The sequence below is a fragment of the Corynebacterium sp. CQ3829_602738 genome (assembly GCF_054478435.1).
Window position 1 is genome coordinate 535,641 of the sequence record NZ_CM137003.1, and the last position, 15,191, is coordinate 550,831.

The following is a 15,191-nucleotide window of genomic DNA, read 5'->3' on the forward strand; positions in this document are numbered from 1 at the left end:
CGTCTCCGGTCAGTACATCTAGATGTCGTAGGCGCCGCGCTCCGCTGCGACCTCGCGCGCGGACGGGGTTTCGTGCGTCAGCGAGATGAAGTTGCGCAGGATGCGGTCCATTTGGCGGGCCTCCACAAGGAAGGCGTCGTGGCCGACCGGCGAGGACAGCTTCGCCATGGCGAGCAGGTTGCCCAGGTTGCGGGAGAGGTGTTCCTGCTGGTGGTAGGGGTACAAGATGTCGGTGTCCACGCCCACGATCATGGTCGGCACCGTCGACGAGGCCAGCGCCTTGTTCAGCCCGCCGCGGTCGCGGCCCACGTCGTGGCGGTTTAAGGCTTCGGTGAGGGTGACGTAGCTGGCGGCGTCGAAACGCTCGGTGAGTTTTTTGCCCTGGTGCTCCAGGTAGGACTGCACGGCGAAGCGCTGGCCGTCGGCGCGGAAGGGCCCGAGCGGGTTTTCGCCCGCCTGGGCGGAGGTGCCGAAGCGCTCGTCGATTTCCAGCTCGCCCCGGTAGGTCAGGTGCGCGATGCGGCGCGCGGCCGCCAGGCCGGCGTTCGGGGCGCAACCGGTGTCGTGGTAGTCGCCGCCGTGCCAGTCGGGGTCCTGGGTGATGGAGGTGATCTGGGCGGTCTGGATACCAATCTGCCAGGCGCTTGCGCGGGCGGACACCGCGAGCACCAGCGCGTAGTCCACGGCCTCGGGGTAGAGCAGGGTCCACTCCAGGGTGCGCGCGCCGCCCATGGAGCCGCCGATGATCGCGTGGACACGGCTGATACCAAGCGCTTCCAGGAACGCACGCTCGGCGTGCACCATGTCGCGCATGGTGATCGCCGGGAAGCGCGAGCCCCACACGCCGCCGTCCGGGTGCTCGCTGGCCGGCCCGGTGGAGCCGTAGCAGGAGCCCAGCGCGTTGGTGCAGATCACGCACCACTCGTCGGTGTCCAGCGCCTTGCCGGGGCCGATGGCCTCGCACCACCAGTCGGCGGCGTCGGAGTCGCCGGTGAGTGCATGCTCGATCAGCAGGATGTTGTTCTTGCCGCCCAGGTCGCCGCGGGGGACGCCCCACCGTCGATAGGCAATGTGCGCATCCTCGATCACCGCGCCTGCCTCGGTGTGGACGTCGCCGATTGCGACGGTTGCCAGCTCGCCTTCCGCAGCCAGCATTTACACCGCCGCGAAGCCGCGCTCGAGGTCCGCGATGATGTCCTCGACGTCCTCGATCCCCACGGACAGGCGCACCGTGGCCTGGGTGATGCCGGCGCGGGCAAGGCCCGCGGCATCCGACTGCGAGTGCGTCGTGGACGCCGGGTGGACCACAAGGGATCGCACGTCGCCGATGTTGGCCAGGTTGGAGTGCAGCTTCAGCGCGTCGATGAACTTCCAGGCCGCGGTCTTGTCATCTTGGTCGCCGGCGATGTCGAAGGAGAGCACCGAACCGGTGTACTTCAACCCCAGCTTCTCCTGCGTGGCCTTGTACGGCGAGCCCTCCAGGCCTGCGTAGTTGACCTTGGCTACCTTGTCGTGGGCTGCGAGGAACTCGGCGACCTTCTTCGCGTTCGCATTATGCTTTTCGACGCGCAATGCCAACGTATCGATACCCTGCAACGCCACCCAGGCATTGAACGGGGAAATCGCCGCACCCGTGTCACGCAGCAGGCCAGCGCGGGCGCGCAGCGCAAATGCCGGGGCGCCGAGGTCCGCGTACTTCAGGCCGTGGTAGGCCGGGTCTGGGACGGTAAACAGCGGGAAGACTGATTTTCCGTCGCGCTCGACGGTCCAGTCGAACGAGCCGCCGTCGACGATCGCGCCGCCGATTGCCGCGCCGTTGCCGGTGTAGAACTTCGTGGTGGAAAGGACCACGATGTCAGCGCCCAGCTCCAGCGGACGAACGAGCGCCGCGGTGGCCATGGTGTTGTCCACGATCAGCGGGACCTGGTTATTGTGGGCTACCTCGGCAATCGCCGGGATGTCCAGCACGTCCGCGATCGGGTTGCCAAAGGTCTCGCCGTACAACGCCTTGGTGTTCGGCTGGACTGCGGCCTGCCAGCTCTCCGGATCGTCCGGGTTCTCTACGAACGTGAAGTCGATGCCCAGCTTCGGCAGCGTGTGCTGGAAGAGCGTTTCGGTGCCGCCGTAGAGGCGCGGGGAGGTGACCACGTGGTCGCCCGCCTGCGCGAGGGTGAGGATCGCGGCGTTTTCCGCAGCCATGCCGGAGGCGAACGCCGTTGCTGCCACGCCACACTCCAGGGAAGCGAGGCGGTCCTCCAGCGCGGACTGCGTCGGGTTGGTCAGGCGGGTGTAAATCGGGCCCGCGTCCGAAAGGTTGAAGCGGCTCTCCGCATGCTGCGCGTCGTCGAAGACGTAGCTGGTGGTCATGTAGATCGGCTGGTTGCGCGCGCCGTAATCCTGGTCCACCTGCTGGCCGGCGTGGATGGAGCGGGTGCCGAACGACCATTCGCTGGCGTTCGAGTTGTCGTACTTCTGCTTCGAGTTCGTCATGGGGTGCAATCTAGTCCGCTTTGTCTGCCATTGTGTACCAAGCGGTCTATACGTGCTGTGGGCTGTGGGTTTGGCTGAATATAAATCTGCGAGGGAACCGAGGCGGGGTTCCCCGTGTCTAATTCGCATGGGGATGGACCGAGAAGACACACATGAACTGGGGCGTTGGGAAGAACGGAAAGGGGAGTTGAGGGCGGAGCTCGTCGATAAGCGAAAGTGTTTAGACCACGTGTTTAGTAACGGTGTGGTGAGTATCGGGTAACGCCCGGGTGAGTATCGAGTAACACCCGGGCGTTTTGGGGTTTCGGCGGGGTTATGGGGCCAGTCGCATGTTGGTGCCTTCGAGTGTGATGATTTCGGCGCCGGCGACGAGTCGGTTGAGGATGGATTCGGCGATGACGGCATCGGGGATGGATTTGTACCACTCGTCGGGTGTGAACTGGGATGTCACGATGGTGGATCCGCGGGGTTCGCGCTCTGCGAGGATGTTGAGCAGTTGGTGTGCGGTGACGGCATCGATTGGGGTGGTCAGGAAGTCGTCGAGGACTAACACGTCTGTGTGGTGGAGGTCTTCGAGGAATGTGATGCGGGCTGGGTCGTCGTGTTTGAGCACGGCGAGGTGGTTGGCAAGTGTGTCGGTGCGGAAGAAGCGTGCGGAGTAGTCGTTTCGGCACGCCGCGGTGAGTAGTGCTTGGGCGAGGTAGGTTTTGCCGACGGAGGATTTGCCCAGGATGACAATGTTTTGTGCGCTTTGGCACCATTGGCAGTGAGCGAGTCGGGTGATTTGCTCTTTGTTGATGGTGCGGCCGGGCGTGTAGGTGATGTCTTCGATACAAGCATCGGGATTTGGCGATCGGGATGCTTTGAGCAGTTTGTTGACTCGCCTCTCACGCTTGGCCGCTACCTCTTTGTCGAGTGCGTAGAGCACCTTGTCGGAAAAGCTCCAATCGTCGAAGGCGGGATCGGCGGCGATGTCGATGACGCTTTGTCCGAAGGCGGTCATGCGTAGATCGGTAAAGATCGGCAGGACTGATTCGTCGAGGAAGCGGGCAGATGCTGATGCTGGTTGTGGGTGGGGCATGGGTTATGCAGATCCCTTCTTGGTGAGGTTTTCGAGGCTGAACTGGGCAGCACCACCGAGGTAGGCGCCGCGGGTGTCACGCGCTGTCGGCGCAGGCGCACCGTCAGCGGGTCTGCCGTTTAATTGATCGGTTGGCAGGTCAGTGCCTGTAGGCCGTGTGGAGGTGTCTTTGCGCACGGCGGCCATCATGTTTTTCACCGCGGTATACGACACAGCACGCCTGGCGCCGTCGGTGGACACCAACCGCCTGCAGGCTTCTTCGAGGATTGGCTTGTTGGTGTGTTTGCCCATGCTGAGCACGTTGCGGCACGCTTGGTACGCCTGGGCAGGGATCGCTTTGGCTTCGATGATCTCGGCAATCACCTGGCGGGTGGCCGGCCCGATCTTGGCGGCTTCGCGCAGGAAGTACTCGCTTGTCCATAACCCACGGGTGTCACCTATGTTCGCCGGGATGTGGTCGGTGTCGGTGACATACACCCCGCGGGCACGTGCGAGTTGGTGGGTGGCCACACGCTGCCCGGCGTCGAAGACGGCGAGACTGTCACCGGTGATACGCACATCCACGGTGCGGCCCACCAGCTGGTTGGGCACCGAGTAATGCGCGTTGTGCACTCTGATGTGGAAATTAGGCGCGACTTTGGCGCGTTTCCATTCGGTACGCTGCCACGGTGTTTCAGGCAGCGCGGTGAGCACGTCGCGTTCGAACTGATCAAACAATGCGCGCCTGCTCGTCGCATTGCCGCGAAACGGTTCGGCAGCGTTGATCCCATCGACTAGGACGGTGATCTTCGCGTTGAGCTCGTCTATCCCGACGCACTGGTGGCCATCGAGTGCGTGGATAACGTTCTGGGTGACAATCTTGACTGCAGCTTCAACGCTGGCCTTATCCTTGGGACGTTTCGCCCGAGCCGGCAACGCGGCGGTGTTGTAGTGCTCCAAAAACTCCTCGTAGGTGGAGTTGACCCGGCGATTCCTGTCCGCGGCACTGATCACATTCGAAGCCGTTGAGGCATTATCCGGCACGATGACCTCGGCAACCCCGCCGAAGTACTCGAACGCGCGGATATGGGCTGCAAGCCACGCGTCCTGGCGCTCATCCGCGCACGCGCAGGCGAACACCATGCCCGAATACGGCAGCGAGGCGACAAAGATGCTGACCTTCGAGCCTTGCCCGCCGGTGGGGTCAAACAACCGCATCTTCGTGCCTGCCCAGTCCACCTGCATCGTATGGCCTGGGGCATGGGTGATCCTGGCGGTCAGCCCGGCTGCATCAACGTGTTGAGCCACAAGTTGGCGAAACCGCTCGTAGCTGTAGTACCGCTGGCCTGTGCCCGCAGGCTGTGCGGTGTAGCGGCCCCACAGCACCTGCAGGGTCACTTTGTTGCGCCCGGTGCGCGCTTTGGCGACAGCGTCGAAATCGATCGGGACGAAACCCCCCTGAGCATGGCTGCGCCCGTCGACGAACCAGTCCGCCAGCTCATGATCCGCAACCCCACGAAGTTGCTCACGGGTTGTGATGTTGTGTTCCACCAGCGCATCGCGAGCCTTTTGCACGGTGGTGTGCGAGCACCGCGAACTCGAACAGATTTGACGGACAGACCAGCCTTTGAGCACTTGATCCATTACCGCCCGGTAGTCAGTCACAATCAGACTCCTCTGGTAACGCCGCGTGCCCTGAAGTCACGCGGTCACCAGAATCCTCCCCCGGACTGTTACTGGATGCTCACCAATGCGTTACTCGATACTCACCACGGTGTTACTAGATACGACCGCGCAACACGAAAGCTCACGCACGGCACCTTCCCGGGGCTCCGTGTCGATGGCCTGGGCGTAGCCATGCAGGTCCTTGGCGATCGGGCTGAAGATCTCGGCCAGCTCTGCGTCATGGGTGACGCGCCTGAGAAGCAAGAAACAGGCAAGAAAACGATTCCGCAGGTAAGGGAGTTTTTAAAGGGGTTCTAGGCCTGTGCTGGCGCCCTTTTTCGGTTACGGAGCAAGAAAACTACTCAGCCCAGAAAGGGACATAACGGCGGTTGCGTGGTCCGGCATCCGGGTCGTAGAGCCGGATGAGGCCTTTGTCTACCGTGGCGTTAATAAGTCGGGTCGCCTGGGAGGCCTGCGAATCTCTGAGTCCGAAGCGACTTCGTATCGATGCGTTAGTAATGGCGCGATTATCCAGAAACCCGAGGCACGCATGCTGGTAGACGGCTTCGATCTTTTCATCCGTAGTCATTAGGTTGAAGGGGCGGTAGGCGCTCAGTGTGACGGTGGTTGTGCCGTTTGCGCGAATGAGTGCCGGTGGAAAGTGCTCTTTCTCCAGCGACGCAACGATCTTGTCCCAGCCGCTTCCGCGTTGCTCTACGAAGTGTGCGAGGCGAAGCGCTTCGCCGAGGTGTGCATTACGAGTGGTAGAAGCCGAGTCAATAAAACGTTGAGGATCGACCAACGGTGTACCAGGATTGGTTACTTCCACGCGGTCGCTGAAAATCTCAACGGTCAAGTACTGACCGCGTTGTTCCAGATCCTGGTGCATGAGCGCATTCGCAAATACTTCGCGAAATGCCACAGTGGGCAGCAGCGGGGTTTCAATTCGGCGTCCGCTTGGATCGATAGTCTCTCCACCGGGTTTTAACGTGTTCACCAAGGTCACGATCTCGCTAAACGAGGCGGCGTATCCCTCGTCAAACTCCCATTCTCGTTGGAGTTGCGTCCGCGATGTGTCACCGAAGTGCATCACGCGAGGGGCTAAGCCGGCGAGGTGTGGGAAGGGTTTGAGTGAGCGCGCGTACATCAGAGCAGACCAAGCAGGAATACACCAGCCCAATTCGTGGGAGTATGTAATCGCCTCCGCTGCTCGCATTGTGTCGATGAGGGCGCCACCAACATTGCGTGGCAGTTCGGGCCGGTTGATAAAGAAAGCGTCGGAGGAGAGAAGGGAGGTGATCTCTTCGGGTTCGAGGCCTTCCGCGGCGTTGCTGGTTTCAAACTCGAACTGGTTGAGTTTCCTCCACAACTCGCGTTCACGATCTGGAAAGTCCATTAAGTTTTTTGTGTAGCTGCCCTGTCGGAAGTAACGGGTCCCATCGTAGGCATAAGGGGCCGAAAGGGCAGCCGGAATCCGGAGGAGTACGACGGTTCTATTTTCGATTGTGACCGATTCGAAGGAGATCGTCGGCGTGGGGGAGACTACACGCTGCAACCAAGGGAATAGGTCTTCGTTGCCTTTGCCTTTCGTTATCTCCCATTGGAACGAAGTGCCTACGATTTCATGCGTATCACTTACACCCCAGATCAGGTAGCCTGCTGGTTCATCATGAAGACGAGCTGAGTTGCCTAAAGCGCACACATACCTGGCAATTTCCGGGCCGGTCGTGGTGCTGTTTTCCTTAAACTCCAGCCAAGGGAGCTCCGCAGGCAAATCGAGGAATCGCTGGATTCTAGCGATGAGTTGAGGCTCCGAGGTGGAATTAAGTGGTGACATGCCTCAAGTATCCCCCAGAAGCAAGAAACAGGCAAGAAAACGATTCCGCAGGTAAGGGAGTTTTTAAAGGGGTTCTAGGCCTGTGCTGGCGCCCTTTTTCGGTTACGGAGCAAGAAAGAGTGTGAATGTACGGGGCCAGAAAGAATCGTGCTTCTGATCTGATGTAGGTGGTCTAGTTCCTCGGGTAAGCGTTTGCGGTAAATGGGGCGGAGGTACTGGGCTGGGCACAGCGCTGCCCAGCCTGACCAAACAAAAACGGCCGGTGCCGGGGCGCGAAACCCCGACACTGGCCGATTTCAGATCAGCGAGTTACTTCTCCAGTGCGTCGATGATCTTGTTGAAGGTTGCGGACGGGCGCATGACGGCGGAGGTCTTTTCCTCGTCCGGCCAGTAGTAGCCGCCGAGGTCGGCAGCGTTGCCCTGGGCGTCCAGGAGCTCCTTGTCAATCACATCGGCGTTGTCGCGCAGGTCCTTCGCGATCGGGCCGAAGACCTCGGCCAGCTCGGCGTCGTCGGACTGGGCTGCCAGCGCCTCTGCCCAGAACGGGGAGAGCGCCGCGGTCGTCGATCTCGTTCACCTTGCGCGACGGGGACTTGCCTTCGTCGAGAAGCTTCTCGGTGGCCTTGTCCAGCGCGGCGGCCAGGACGCCGGCGCGCTCAGGAAGATGAAGGCTCGTCGAAGCGGTACAGATGCGTGAGCAGCCGTCGCTGCACCGTGCCTGGGAAGACCCAAACTTGGCAAGCTGTAGAGATTAGGTAGTGTTGCAAATCACAAAGGTAGGTTTTTCTACTTGTATTACACAAATCCGAATTTGATAATTGGACCACGGCGGAAGTCCCTCCGCTGCTGAATACCTACCGAAGGGAGAAACCATGAAAATTCAAAATCGAAACCGCATCACTGGTGCAGTTTTGGCGGGTGTGTTGACCTTTGCCGGCACGGGTGTTGCTGGGGCGAAGATTGTCAGCATTGACGGAGGAATCTGGGATTACGGCAGTGATTCTTCCACGGTGTGGTCCCACTACTTTCACAACGGCGTTCGACATGGATCTACAGCTGTGGGGAAGTTTCGGTCAGATAGCGGCTGTGTGAACAAGAACGTCTGGTCACGCGCTACTGCTCCGCGAAAGGGAATCAGCAATGAGTCCTTCTATCGTCATTGCTAGAAAATGAGTCCTTCTATCGTCATTGCTAGAACATGTCCTTTCTGAGATCAAGCCTATTAGCCGTGGGGATATTCGCCACGGCTATTCTGGCGACTACTGTGGCTTTCCTCGGCGCGAGGCTCTACTCAACGATCGATGGTCACCTGGGTGAGTACGGGGTACAGGTGGAATCAGATCGCATCGCTTCGGAGAGCGCGAGTTTCTATTCCGAGCTGGCCGAGTTTGCGCGAAATAATGACTTCGATATCGCGATTAACTACTCGTCGCTCGCTGTCTCAGGTGGTGAGCAAAGAGTCTACTCGTCCTCGCTTCCGCCTGACGGTGGCCGGATGGAACGGCCTCGCTTTGAACGGGGGGAAGTTGACATATTTTATCCGCTGGAAGACTTTCCATACTCTGATCCGAGACAACCTCTCCATATCAAAGGGTCGGCGGCGGACGAGCAACACTTGCTACGGTGGTTAGATGAGCAGGGACTTGACGCGGTGCCTCTTACCAGGCATTTCACGGAGATCTTTGCATCTTCGACTATCCCTATTCTGCTGATCTTGTCTGTGCTCCTGTGCCTGGTTCTCAGCGCAGGCCATGTTCTTGCCCGCTCACGTGAGGTCGGTGTGCATCGACTGCTTGGGCTCAGTGTCGCAGAAACGACCCGTATTGAAATTCAGCGCCAAAGATTTGCGCTTACGATCGTCTACCTCGGAGGCCCACTGCTTGTTGCTGGCCTTCTTTATGCCTACAACGGGTGGGCGGAGAGCTGGGTATTTTGGAGAATTTATTTCACGATCAGCGTGATTCTGTCTGTGTGTTTGCTCGTTGGTTACCTGAGTGGGCAGCTTCTGGTTCGCAGGACATCGATACCTCAATCCATCAAGGGCAAGATTCACGCGCGGCCAATTCTCTATTCCCTGACCGTCGTCCGCGGCGTGACCCTGGTTGCTGCGCTTAGTGTGGTTGCAACCTTGGTTGGGTTTTCTGCGGAACTTGAGGCGCGTCACCGCCTGCAGGGGGCGTGGTATGCGCACCGTGGGCCGCAAGAGTTGGCGTTGAACGTCAACACAGCCTTCGAAGATTGGTCAGATACAGAGACTGCAGTGCCATTCCGGGTTGCCGACGAGGCGGGAGACGTACTCCTCGTTGATCCTTATTGGATTACATGGCCCGTGGAATTAGAGGCACCAGTTCTATTAGTGAACCAGGAATTCGCGCGACAGGCGGGAGTGTCGATGTTGGAGGGTGCTGTTGTGACGGTCTGCTCGCCGGGAGAGTTGTCTGTGCACTCGAGAAACGTGATCGAGGATTCGCTCGAATTCGAGGCTAGTTATACCAATGAACCAGCGCCCGACATAGAGTGGCGGGACGGATGCAGCTTGGGTTCGGTATTCACTTACGATGTTGAGTACCGTCCGCAAGTAGATAACCCGATTCTCGTCATCCTTCCGCGTGGCCTCGCCCCGTTGGGGGACCACAACTTGATGTCGAAGGTATCCCAGCAAGTCCTTCTCACTGCCTCCCCTGATGTGCCTTCGCAAATGTTGAAGGGTGCAACTGGGAATACGCTTGCTTTCTTCAGGCCGCGCGAGGACTCATGGCACGCGAGCATTCGCGCCGCCGAGCAGAATGTGGCTCTGTGGGGGCTGAATGGCTTTGCGGTAGTCCTGCTTGTGACGGTCTTGGTCGGAGCCACGGTCCTTACTTTTCGCGTTACCTACCGGCGCAAAATCCACGTTGCCTATGTTTGTGGGCGAAGCCCTTGGTGGGTTGCAAAAGAAGCAGTAGCTATTGAGGTTGTATTTTTCTTAGCGACGATTGGCTGGCTGCTGTATAAGGTCCGCAATCATCAGGTTCAAGCTGAGAGCCGCGCGCCCTCAACCTGGAGTATCGGGTTTGAAAATCAATGGTCACCGTTGACCATCGTCGCAGTCGTGGGTTTCAGCGCAGTATGGTTTTTGGTTTCTGTGGTGCTAATGCTCAGAGCTGCTTCGCAGTGGGATGCAAGAGGAGGAGTGGAACCGCAATGACAATTCAGGTAAGCGAAATATCCTGCGCATTTGGCGAGCGGTTAGTTTTGCAAAATTTCACGGCCACCTTTAAGGCAGGTCAAATCACGGCGCTCACAGGGCCCTCCGGCAGTGGCAAAACAACCTTGCTCAATATGTTAGGCGGACTGACTACGCCGGATTCGGGGACGATCGAGTTCGAAGGGCTCGACATCGCATCCATAAATCCGGGCGCACGTCGCAGATTTCGGCGAGCAAACGTCGGGTACCTGTTTCAAGACTATGGTTTGGTACCCGATCTCTCTGTGATGGAGAATATCAAGATTGCTGTCCCCCGCGTCTCCCGCGAGACGATGGCAGCGGCGCTGACTGAAGTCGGGCTTGGAGGAACTGAAAAGCGAACGGTAAGCGAGCTTTCTGGTGGCGAGCAACAGCGCATTGCTTTGGTAAGACTCATTCTCGCGCAGCCTAGGATTGTGTTAGCTGATGAACCAACCGGGGCCCTCGATGAAGCAAACGCGCAACTCGTCCTTAAATATCTACGTCAATTTGCTCAGGGTGGTGCAGTGGTCGTCGTAGCCACCCACTCTGTATATATTGCGAATAGTTCAGATGTGGTGGTTGGGCTCTGATGTGGCGGAAGAATATAGCTGGGAAGCCATGCCTTTTCATTGGGGCGGATTACAACATAACGGCAGCTTTGAAAGATTGCTTCGGGTGGGCCGAAATGGGGTGCATTAACAGTCTCAGGGATATCAACATTCTGGATTTCGGTGGTGGGTCCGTGAAGAGTGCGCCCGTTCCGGTGATTGCTGCATGCATGTTTACTAAGTCAAGGCGGTTAATAGTCAACGGCGCTGGCACCGATGAAGCCTACTCGAAAACGACTGCAGATATGGTTAGGGCAACAGCTACCGCAGTAACGTCTTCGCATGAAATCGGCACTACACACTGTGATGTATTCGAAGTCGAAGATGACCAGGTGGTTACTTCTCCAGAGAAGAGTGAATCGCCACCAATATTGTACTTTGTTGAGCACGCCATGCACACCTCACGAACGCTTCTTGGCGCGATCGAAGCAGGAGCTAACGCCTACTTCACCTGTGAACAACCTCCCGAGAATTTCACTACTGTTCTTGAAATGAGGCTCATCTACCTCGATCGCGGCATGATGCTTGACCATCGGCTCCCTGTATCCACAGTGCTTCGGGCTCAGAATCTCACGCCGTTCCAAACTCGGGTGATGCAATGCCTGCGCGACGGTGTGTTGTCCGACAGGGACATCGCGGCGGCACTTGGCACTTCCGAAAAGATGGTGGGAAAGCTCATTGGGCAGTTGTTCGAGATATTCGGATGCAACCGGCGTAGCGCGTTAGCTAAGCAATCCATCTACGTTTGAATGTGCAAGTTCTGGATCAAGCTTGTGGAAACTTATGTCTTGCCTCTGTTTGATCTGATGTCGCAAAATGGCACTTCAACGAAACTAGTTGTATCCAAGCTTCGAAAACGTAGCCGCGGCGGCAGAATCGGTTCAGTTCAGCGAGCGTTACCCCTGTACCATTAGAATGTGCAGTTGCTCTGGGGGCGTGTGGGCATCGCCCAGTGACTAGGGTAGGGGTAGCTTTTGGGGATGGAGGACGAGGCTGGGCTGGGCAAAGGGGCTCCGAGCCTGGCCAAACAAAAACCGGCTGGCCCGGGGTGTGAAACCCTGGGCCAGCCGGCTAGACAGCATCGACAGCTCGGACCAGTGGCCCGCATAATCAACCTAGAGGATTACTTCTCCAGTGCGTCGATGATCTTGTTGAAGGTTGCGGACGGGCGCATGACCGCCGAGGTCTTCACCTCGTCCGGCCAGTAGTAGCCGCCGAGGTCGGCAGCGTTGCCCTGGGCGTCCAGGAGCTCCTTGTCAATCACATCGGCGTTGTCGCGCAGGTCCTTCGCGATCGGGCCGAAGACCTCGGCCAGCTCGGCGTCGTCGGTCTGAGCTGCCAGTGCCTCTGCCCAGAACAGGGAGAGCCAGAAGTGGGAGCCGCGGTCGTCGATCTCGTTCACCTTGCGGGACGGGGACTTGCCTTCGTCGAGAAGCTTCTCGGTGGCCTGGTCCAGCGCGGCGGCGAGGACGCCAGCCTTGTCGTTGCCGTTCGTGTTCTTCTCGTGGCGGAAGGACTCGGCCAGTGCGAGGTACTCGCCGAGGGAGTCCCAACGAAGGTGGTTTTCCGCCTCAACCTGCTGGACGTGCTTCGGGGCGGAGCCGCCGGCACCGGTCTCGAACAGGCCGCCGCCAGCCATCAGCGGGACCACGGAGAGCATCTTCGCGGAGGTGCCCAGCTCGAGGATCGGGAACAGGTCCGTGTTGTAGTCACGCAGCACGTTGCCGGTGACAGAGATGGTGTCCTCGCCGCGGCGGATGCGCTCCACCGAAGTCTTGGTGGCCTCGACCGGGGAAGCGATGGAGATGTCCAGGCCCTCGGTGTCGTGGTCGGCCAGGTACTTCTTCACCAGCTCGATCAGGTTGCGGTCGTGGGCGCGCTCCTCGTCCAGCCAGAAGATGGTCTTCATACCGGACAGGCGTGCGCGGTTGACGGCCAGCTTGACCCAGTCCTGGATCGGGGCGTCCTTGGTCTGGCAGGCGCGCCAGATGTCGCCGGCCTCGACGTCGTGCTCGATCAGCACGTCGCCGGCAGCGTTGACAACCTGGACCTTGCCGTCGGCCGGGACCTTGAAGGTCTTGTCGTGGGAGCCGTACTCCTCAGCCTTCTTCGCCATCAGGCCCACGTTCGGGACGGTGCCCATCGTGGTCGGATCGTAGGCGCCGTTTGCGCGGCAGTCATCGATCACGGTCTGGTAAACACCGGCGTAGGAGGAATCCGGGATGACGGCCAGGGTGTCCTGCTCCTGGTCGTCGGCGTTCCACATGTGGCCGGAGGTGCGGATCATCGCCGGCATGGAAGCGTCGATGATCACGTCCGAGGGCACGTGCAGGTTGGTGATGCCCTTGGCGGAGTTCACCTGCGCAAGAGCCGGGCCGTCCTGCATGGCCTTGTCGAAAGCTGCGCGGATCTCCTCGCCGTTCTCCAGCTCGGACAGGCCCTCGTAAATCGCGCCGAGGCCGTTCTCGCCGTCCAGGCCTGCTGCGAGGAGCTGCTCGCCGTACTTGTCGTAGACGTCCTTGAAGAAGGCGCGCACGACGTGGCCGAAGATGATCGGGTCAGAGACCTTCATCATGGTGGCCTTCAGGTGCGCGGAGAAGAGCACGCCCTCGTCCTTGGCGCGCTTCACGGCGTCCAGCAGGAAGGCGTCGAGAGCCTTAGCGGACATGTAGGTGCCGTCGATGACCTCGCCCTTTTCAACCTTGAGGCCGTCCTTGAGCACCTCCTCGCCACCGTCGGCCTTGACCAATTTGATGGTCAGGGTGTCCTCGGACGGCATGATGACGGACTTCTCGTTGTGGCGGAAGTCGCCGGCGTCCATGGTGGCGACGTTGGTCTTGGAGTCGGAGGACCACTCGCCCATGGAGTGCGGGTGCTTCTTGGTGAAGTTCTTCACGGCCTCCGGAGCGCGGCGGTCGGAGTTGCCCTCGCGCAGCACCGGGTTCACGGCAGAGCCCTTGACTGCGTCGTACTTCTCCTGCGCGTCCTCGTAATCCGGGATGTCAAAGCCTGCGGCCTGCAGCTCAGCGATGGCCTTCTTCAGCTGCACCAGGGAAGCGGAGATGTTCGGAAGCTTGATGATGTTGGCTTCCGGCGTCTTCGCCAGCTCACCGAGCTGCGCGAGCGCGTCGTCGACCTTCTTGTCGCCGAGGCGGTCCGGGAACTGCGCGAGGATGCGGCCGGCCAGCGAGATGTCGGCAGTGTCCACGTCGATGCCGGCGCGGGAAGCGAAGGCCTCCACGATCGGCTTGAGGGAGTACGTCGCCAACAGTGGCGCTTCGTCGGTGCGGGTCCAAATGATCTTCGCCATAATGCTCCTTTGATTTAACGTGTCTGACTTCAGCCAACCAGACTACTAGGGTCATCACACATGAGTCTCACAATTGCGTCGGTCAACGTCAACGGCATCCGCGCCGCCACCAAAATCCGCAACGAAAACAACCCGGGCATGCTGGCCTGGCTCGCCGAAACCCCGGCGGATGTGGTGCTTATGCAGGAGGTTCGCGCCACCGTCGACCAGGCGCGCGCGGCGTTGGCGCCCGCGCTCGAAGAAGGGTGGCATCTCGCCGTCGCCCCCGCGGAGACCCCCGGTGCGAAGGGGCGCGCGGGTGTGGGCATCCTGTCGCGCACTCCGCTTAACGACGTCACCTTCGGCATCCCCAGTTTCGAAGATGCCGGACGCTTCATCGCTGCCACACTTTCCGACGGCACCCGCGTCGGCTCGTTGTACCTGCCGTCGGGCTCTGCCGACACCCCGAAGCAGGACGAAAAGTACCGCTTCCTCGATGAGTTCGAGCCGCTGCTCGAGAAGTGGGCGGACGAGTACCCGGACATGGTCATCGGCGGCGATTGGAACATCTGCCACCGCCGCGAGGACCTGAAGAATTGGAAGACCAACCGCAAGAAGTCGGGCTTCTTGCCGCACGAGCGCGCGTTCATGGACGCGGTATTCGGCTGCTTCCCGGATGAGGAAGCCCAGGACTTAGACGTCAAGGCAGACGCTGTGTGGGCGGGCGCTGTGGAGTACGTGTCCAAGGGCCGTCGAGAAGCGAATGGCTCCCCGAAGTGGTTCGACGTGGCGCGCAGGCTGCACCCGGAGGACGCGCCGTACACCTGGTGGACGTTCCGCGGGCAGGCGTTCAACAACGACGCGGGCTGGCGCATCGACGTGCAGGCGGCCACCGCGAACATGCTCGAGCGCGCCGAGCGGACCTGGGTGGACAAGGCGCCGACGGTGGAGCAGCGGTGGTCCGACCACTCGCCACTTTTGGTTGAATACCGCTAAATGCTGAACACCGTTCAAGGACGGGCTACACTGACACC

General features: G+C 59.9%; 12 protein-coding genes and 1 pseudogene. 6 read left to right on the forward strand and 7 right to left on the reverse strand.

The features are described from left to right. Window positions 1–18 precede the first annotated feature (18 nt). The 4 genes from metX to istA all read right to left on the reverse strand — a co-directional run bounded on the left by metX (window position 19) and on the right by istA (window position 5,215). Window positions 19–1,155, reverse strand: a complete 1,137-nt coding sequence (gene metX, locus ACX1NL_RS02545) for a homoserine O-acetyltransferase MetX (RefSeq protein ID WP_458898526.1) — start codon at window positions 1,153–1,155, stop codon at window positions 19–21. Continuing rightward, on the reverse strand, window positions 1,156–2,490 hold the full coding sequence (locus ACX1NL_RS02550) for an O-acetylhomoserine/O-acetylserine sulfhydrylase (protein WP_458898527.1): 1,335 nt from the start codon (window positions 2,488–2,490) through the stop codon (window positions 1,156–1,158). It abuts the gene before it with no gap. 313 nt (window positions 2,491–2,803) lie between these two features. Continuing rightward, window positions 2,804–3,571 (reverse strand): ATP-binding protein, encoded by a 768-nt coding sequence (locus ACX1NL_RS02555; protein WP_392399007.1) that lies wholly within the window; start codon window positions 3,569–3,571, stop codon window positions 2,804–2,806. Between the two features lie 3 nt (window positions 3,572–3,574). Further along, complete coding sequence (gene istA / locus ACX1NL_RS02560) at window positions 3,575–5,215, reverse strand: IS21 family transposase (protein WP_458898528.1); 1,641 nt, start codon at window positions 5,213–5,215, stop codon at window positions 3,575–3,577. Between the two features lie 75 nt (window positions 5,216–5,290). Between istA and ACX1NL_RS02565 the strand changes: the two genes are divergently transcribed. After that, complete coding sequence (locus tag ACX1NL_RS02565) at window positions 5,291–5,533, forward strand: hypothetical protein (protein ID WP_458898529.1); 243 nt, start codon at window positions 5,291–5,293, stop codon at window positions 5,531–5,533. Between the two features lie 40 nt (window positions 5,534–5,573). On the opposite strand, the gene ACX1NL_RS02570 is transcribed toward ACX1NL_RS02565, so the two are convergent. After that, window positions 5,574–7,052, reverse strand: a complete 1,479-nt coding sequence (locus ACX1NL_RS02570; RefSeq protein ID WP_458898530.1) for an RNA-binding domain-containing protein — start codon at window positions 7,050–7,052, stop codon at window positions 5,574–5,576. Between the two features lie 309 nt (window positions 7,053–7,361). Beyond that, a pseudogene (locus tag ACX1NL_RS02575) lies at window positions 7,362–7,710 on the reverse strand (NADP-dependent isocitrate dehydrogenase); the annotation flags it as partial. A gap of 214 nt (window positions 7,711–7,924) precedes the next feature. Here ACX1NL_RS02575 and ACX1NL_RS02580 point away from each other — a divergent pair. From ACX1NL_RS02580 to ACX1NL_RS02595, 4 genes are all read left to right on the forward strand, one after another. After that, entirely contained in the window at window positions 7,925–8,218 is a 294-nt protein-coding gene (locus ACX1NL_RS02580; RefSeq protein WP_374042924.1) for a lactococcin 972 family bacteriocin, read from the forward strand. Window positions 8,219–8,280: 62 nt separating this feature from the next. Continuing rightward, window positions 8,281–10,239 (forward strand): hypothetical protein, encoded by a 1,959-nt coding sequence (locus ACX1NL_RS02585; protein WP_308536618.1) that lies wholly within the window; start codon window positions 8,281–8,283, stop codon window positions 10,237–10,239. After that, a complete protein-coding gene (gene ccmA / locus ACX1NL_RS02590; protein ID WP_308536619.1) occupies window positions 10,236–10,850 on the forward strand; it encodes a heme ABC exporter ATP-binding protein CcmA in 615 nt (204 codons plus the stop codon). The genes ACX1NL_RS02585 and ccmA overlap by 4 nt, the downstream gene beginning before the upstream one ends. Continuing rightward, window positions 10,850–11,617, forward strand: a complete 768-nt coding sequence (locus tag ACX1NL_RS02595) for a helix-turn-helix domain-containing protein (RefSeq protein ID WP_308536620.1) — start codon at window positions 10,850–10,852, stop codon at window positions 11,615–11,617. The genes ccmA and ACX1NL_RS02595 overlap by 1 nt, the downstream gene beginning before the upstream one ends. Window positions 11,618–11,991: 374 nt before the next feature. Here ACX1NL_RS02595 and ACX1NL_RS02600 read toward each other — a convergent pair whose 3' ends face one another. Next, window positions 11,992–14,178 carry an NADP-dependent isocitrate dehydrogenase gene (locus ACX1NL_RS02600; protein ID WP_458898531.1) on the reverse strand — a complete coding sequence of 729 codons (2,187 nt, stop codon included), beginning with the start codon at window positions 14,176–14,178 and terminating at the stop codon, window positions 11,992–11,994. Window positions 14,179–14,238: 60 nt separating this feature from the next. Here ACX1NL_RS02600 and ACX1NL_RS02605 point away from each other — a divergent pair, with 60 nt between their 5' ends. After that, window positions 14,239–15,153, forward strand: a complete 915-nt coding sequence (locus ACX1NL_RS02605) for an exodeoxyribonuclease III (RefSeq protein ID WP_239357056.1) — start codon at window positions 14,239–14,241, stop codon at window positions 15,151–15,153. Window positions 15,154–15,191 lie beyond the last annotated feature (38 nt).

What these genes read in the sequence shown, in the direction of transcription:
- metX (WP_458898526.1), bottom strand. Translation starts at nt 1,155, where the DNA reads ATGCTGGCTGCGGAAGGCGAGCTGGCAACCGTCGCAATCGGCGACGTC.
- ACX1NL_RS02550 (WP_458898527.1), bottom strand. Translation starts at nt 2,490, where the DNA reads ATGACGAACTCGAAGCAGAAGTACGACAACTCGAACGCCAGCGAATGG.
- ACX1NL_RS02555 (WP_392399007.1), bottom strand. Translation starts at nt 3,571, where the DNA reads ATGCCCCACCCACAACCAGCATCAGCATCTGCCCGCTTCCTCGACGAA.
- ACX1NL_RS02565 (WP_458898529.1), top strand. Translation starts at nt 5,291, where the DNA reads ATGCTCACCAATGCGTTACTCGATACTCACCACGGTGTTACTAGATAC.
- ACX1NL_RS02570 (WP_458898530.1), bottom strand. Translation starts at nt 7,052, where the DNA reads ATGTCACCACTTAATTCCACCTCGGAGCCTCAACTCATCGCTAGAATC.
- ACX1NL_RS02580 (WP_374042924.1), top strand. Translation starts at nt 7,925, where the DNA reads ATGAAAATTCAAAATCGAAACCGCATCACTGGTGCAGTTTTGGCGGGT.
- ccmA (WP_308536619.1), top strand. Translation starts at nt 10,236, where the DNA reads ATGACAATTCAGGTAAGCGAAATATCCTGCGCATTTGGCGAGCGGTTA.
- ACX1NL_RS02595 (WP_308536620.1), top strand. Translation starts at nt 10,850, where the DNA reads ATGTGGCGGAAGAATATAGCTGGGAAGCCATGCCTTTTCATTGGGGCG.
- ACX1NL_RS02600 (WP_458898531.1), bottom strand. Translation starts at nt 14,178, where the DNA reads ATGGCGAAGATCATTTGGACCCGCACCGACGAAGCGCCACTGTTGGCG.
- ACX1NL_RS02605 (WP_239357056.1), top strand. Translation starts at nt 14,239, where the DNA reads ATGAGTCTCACAATTGCGTCGGTCAACGTCAACGGCATCCGCGCCGCC.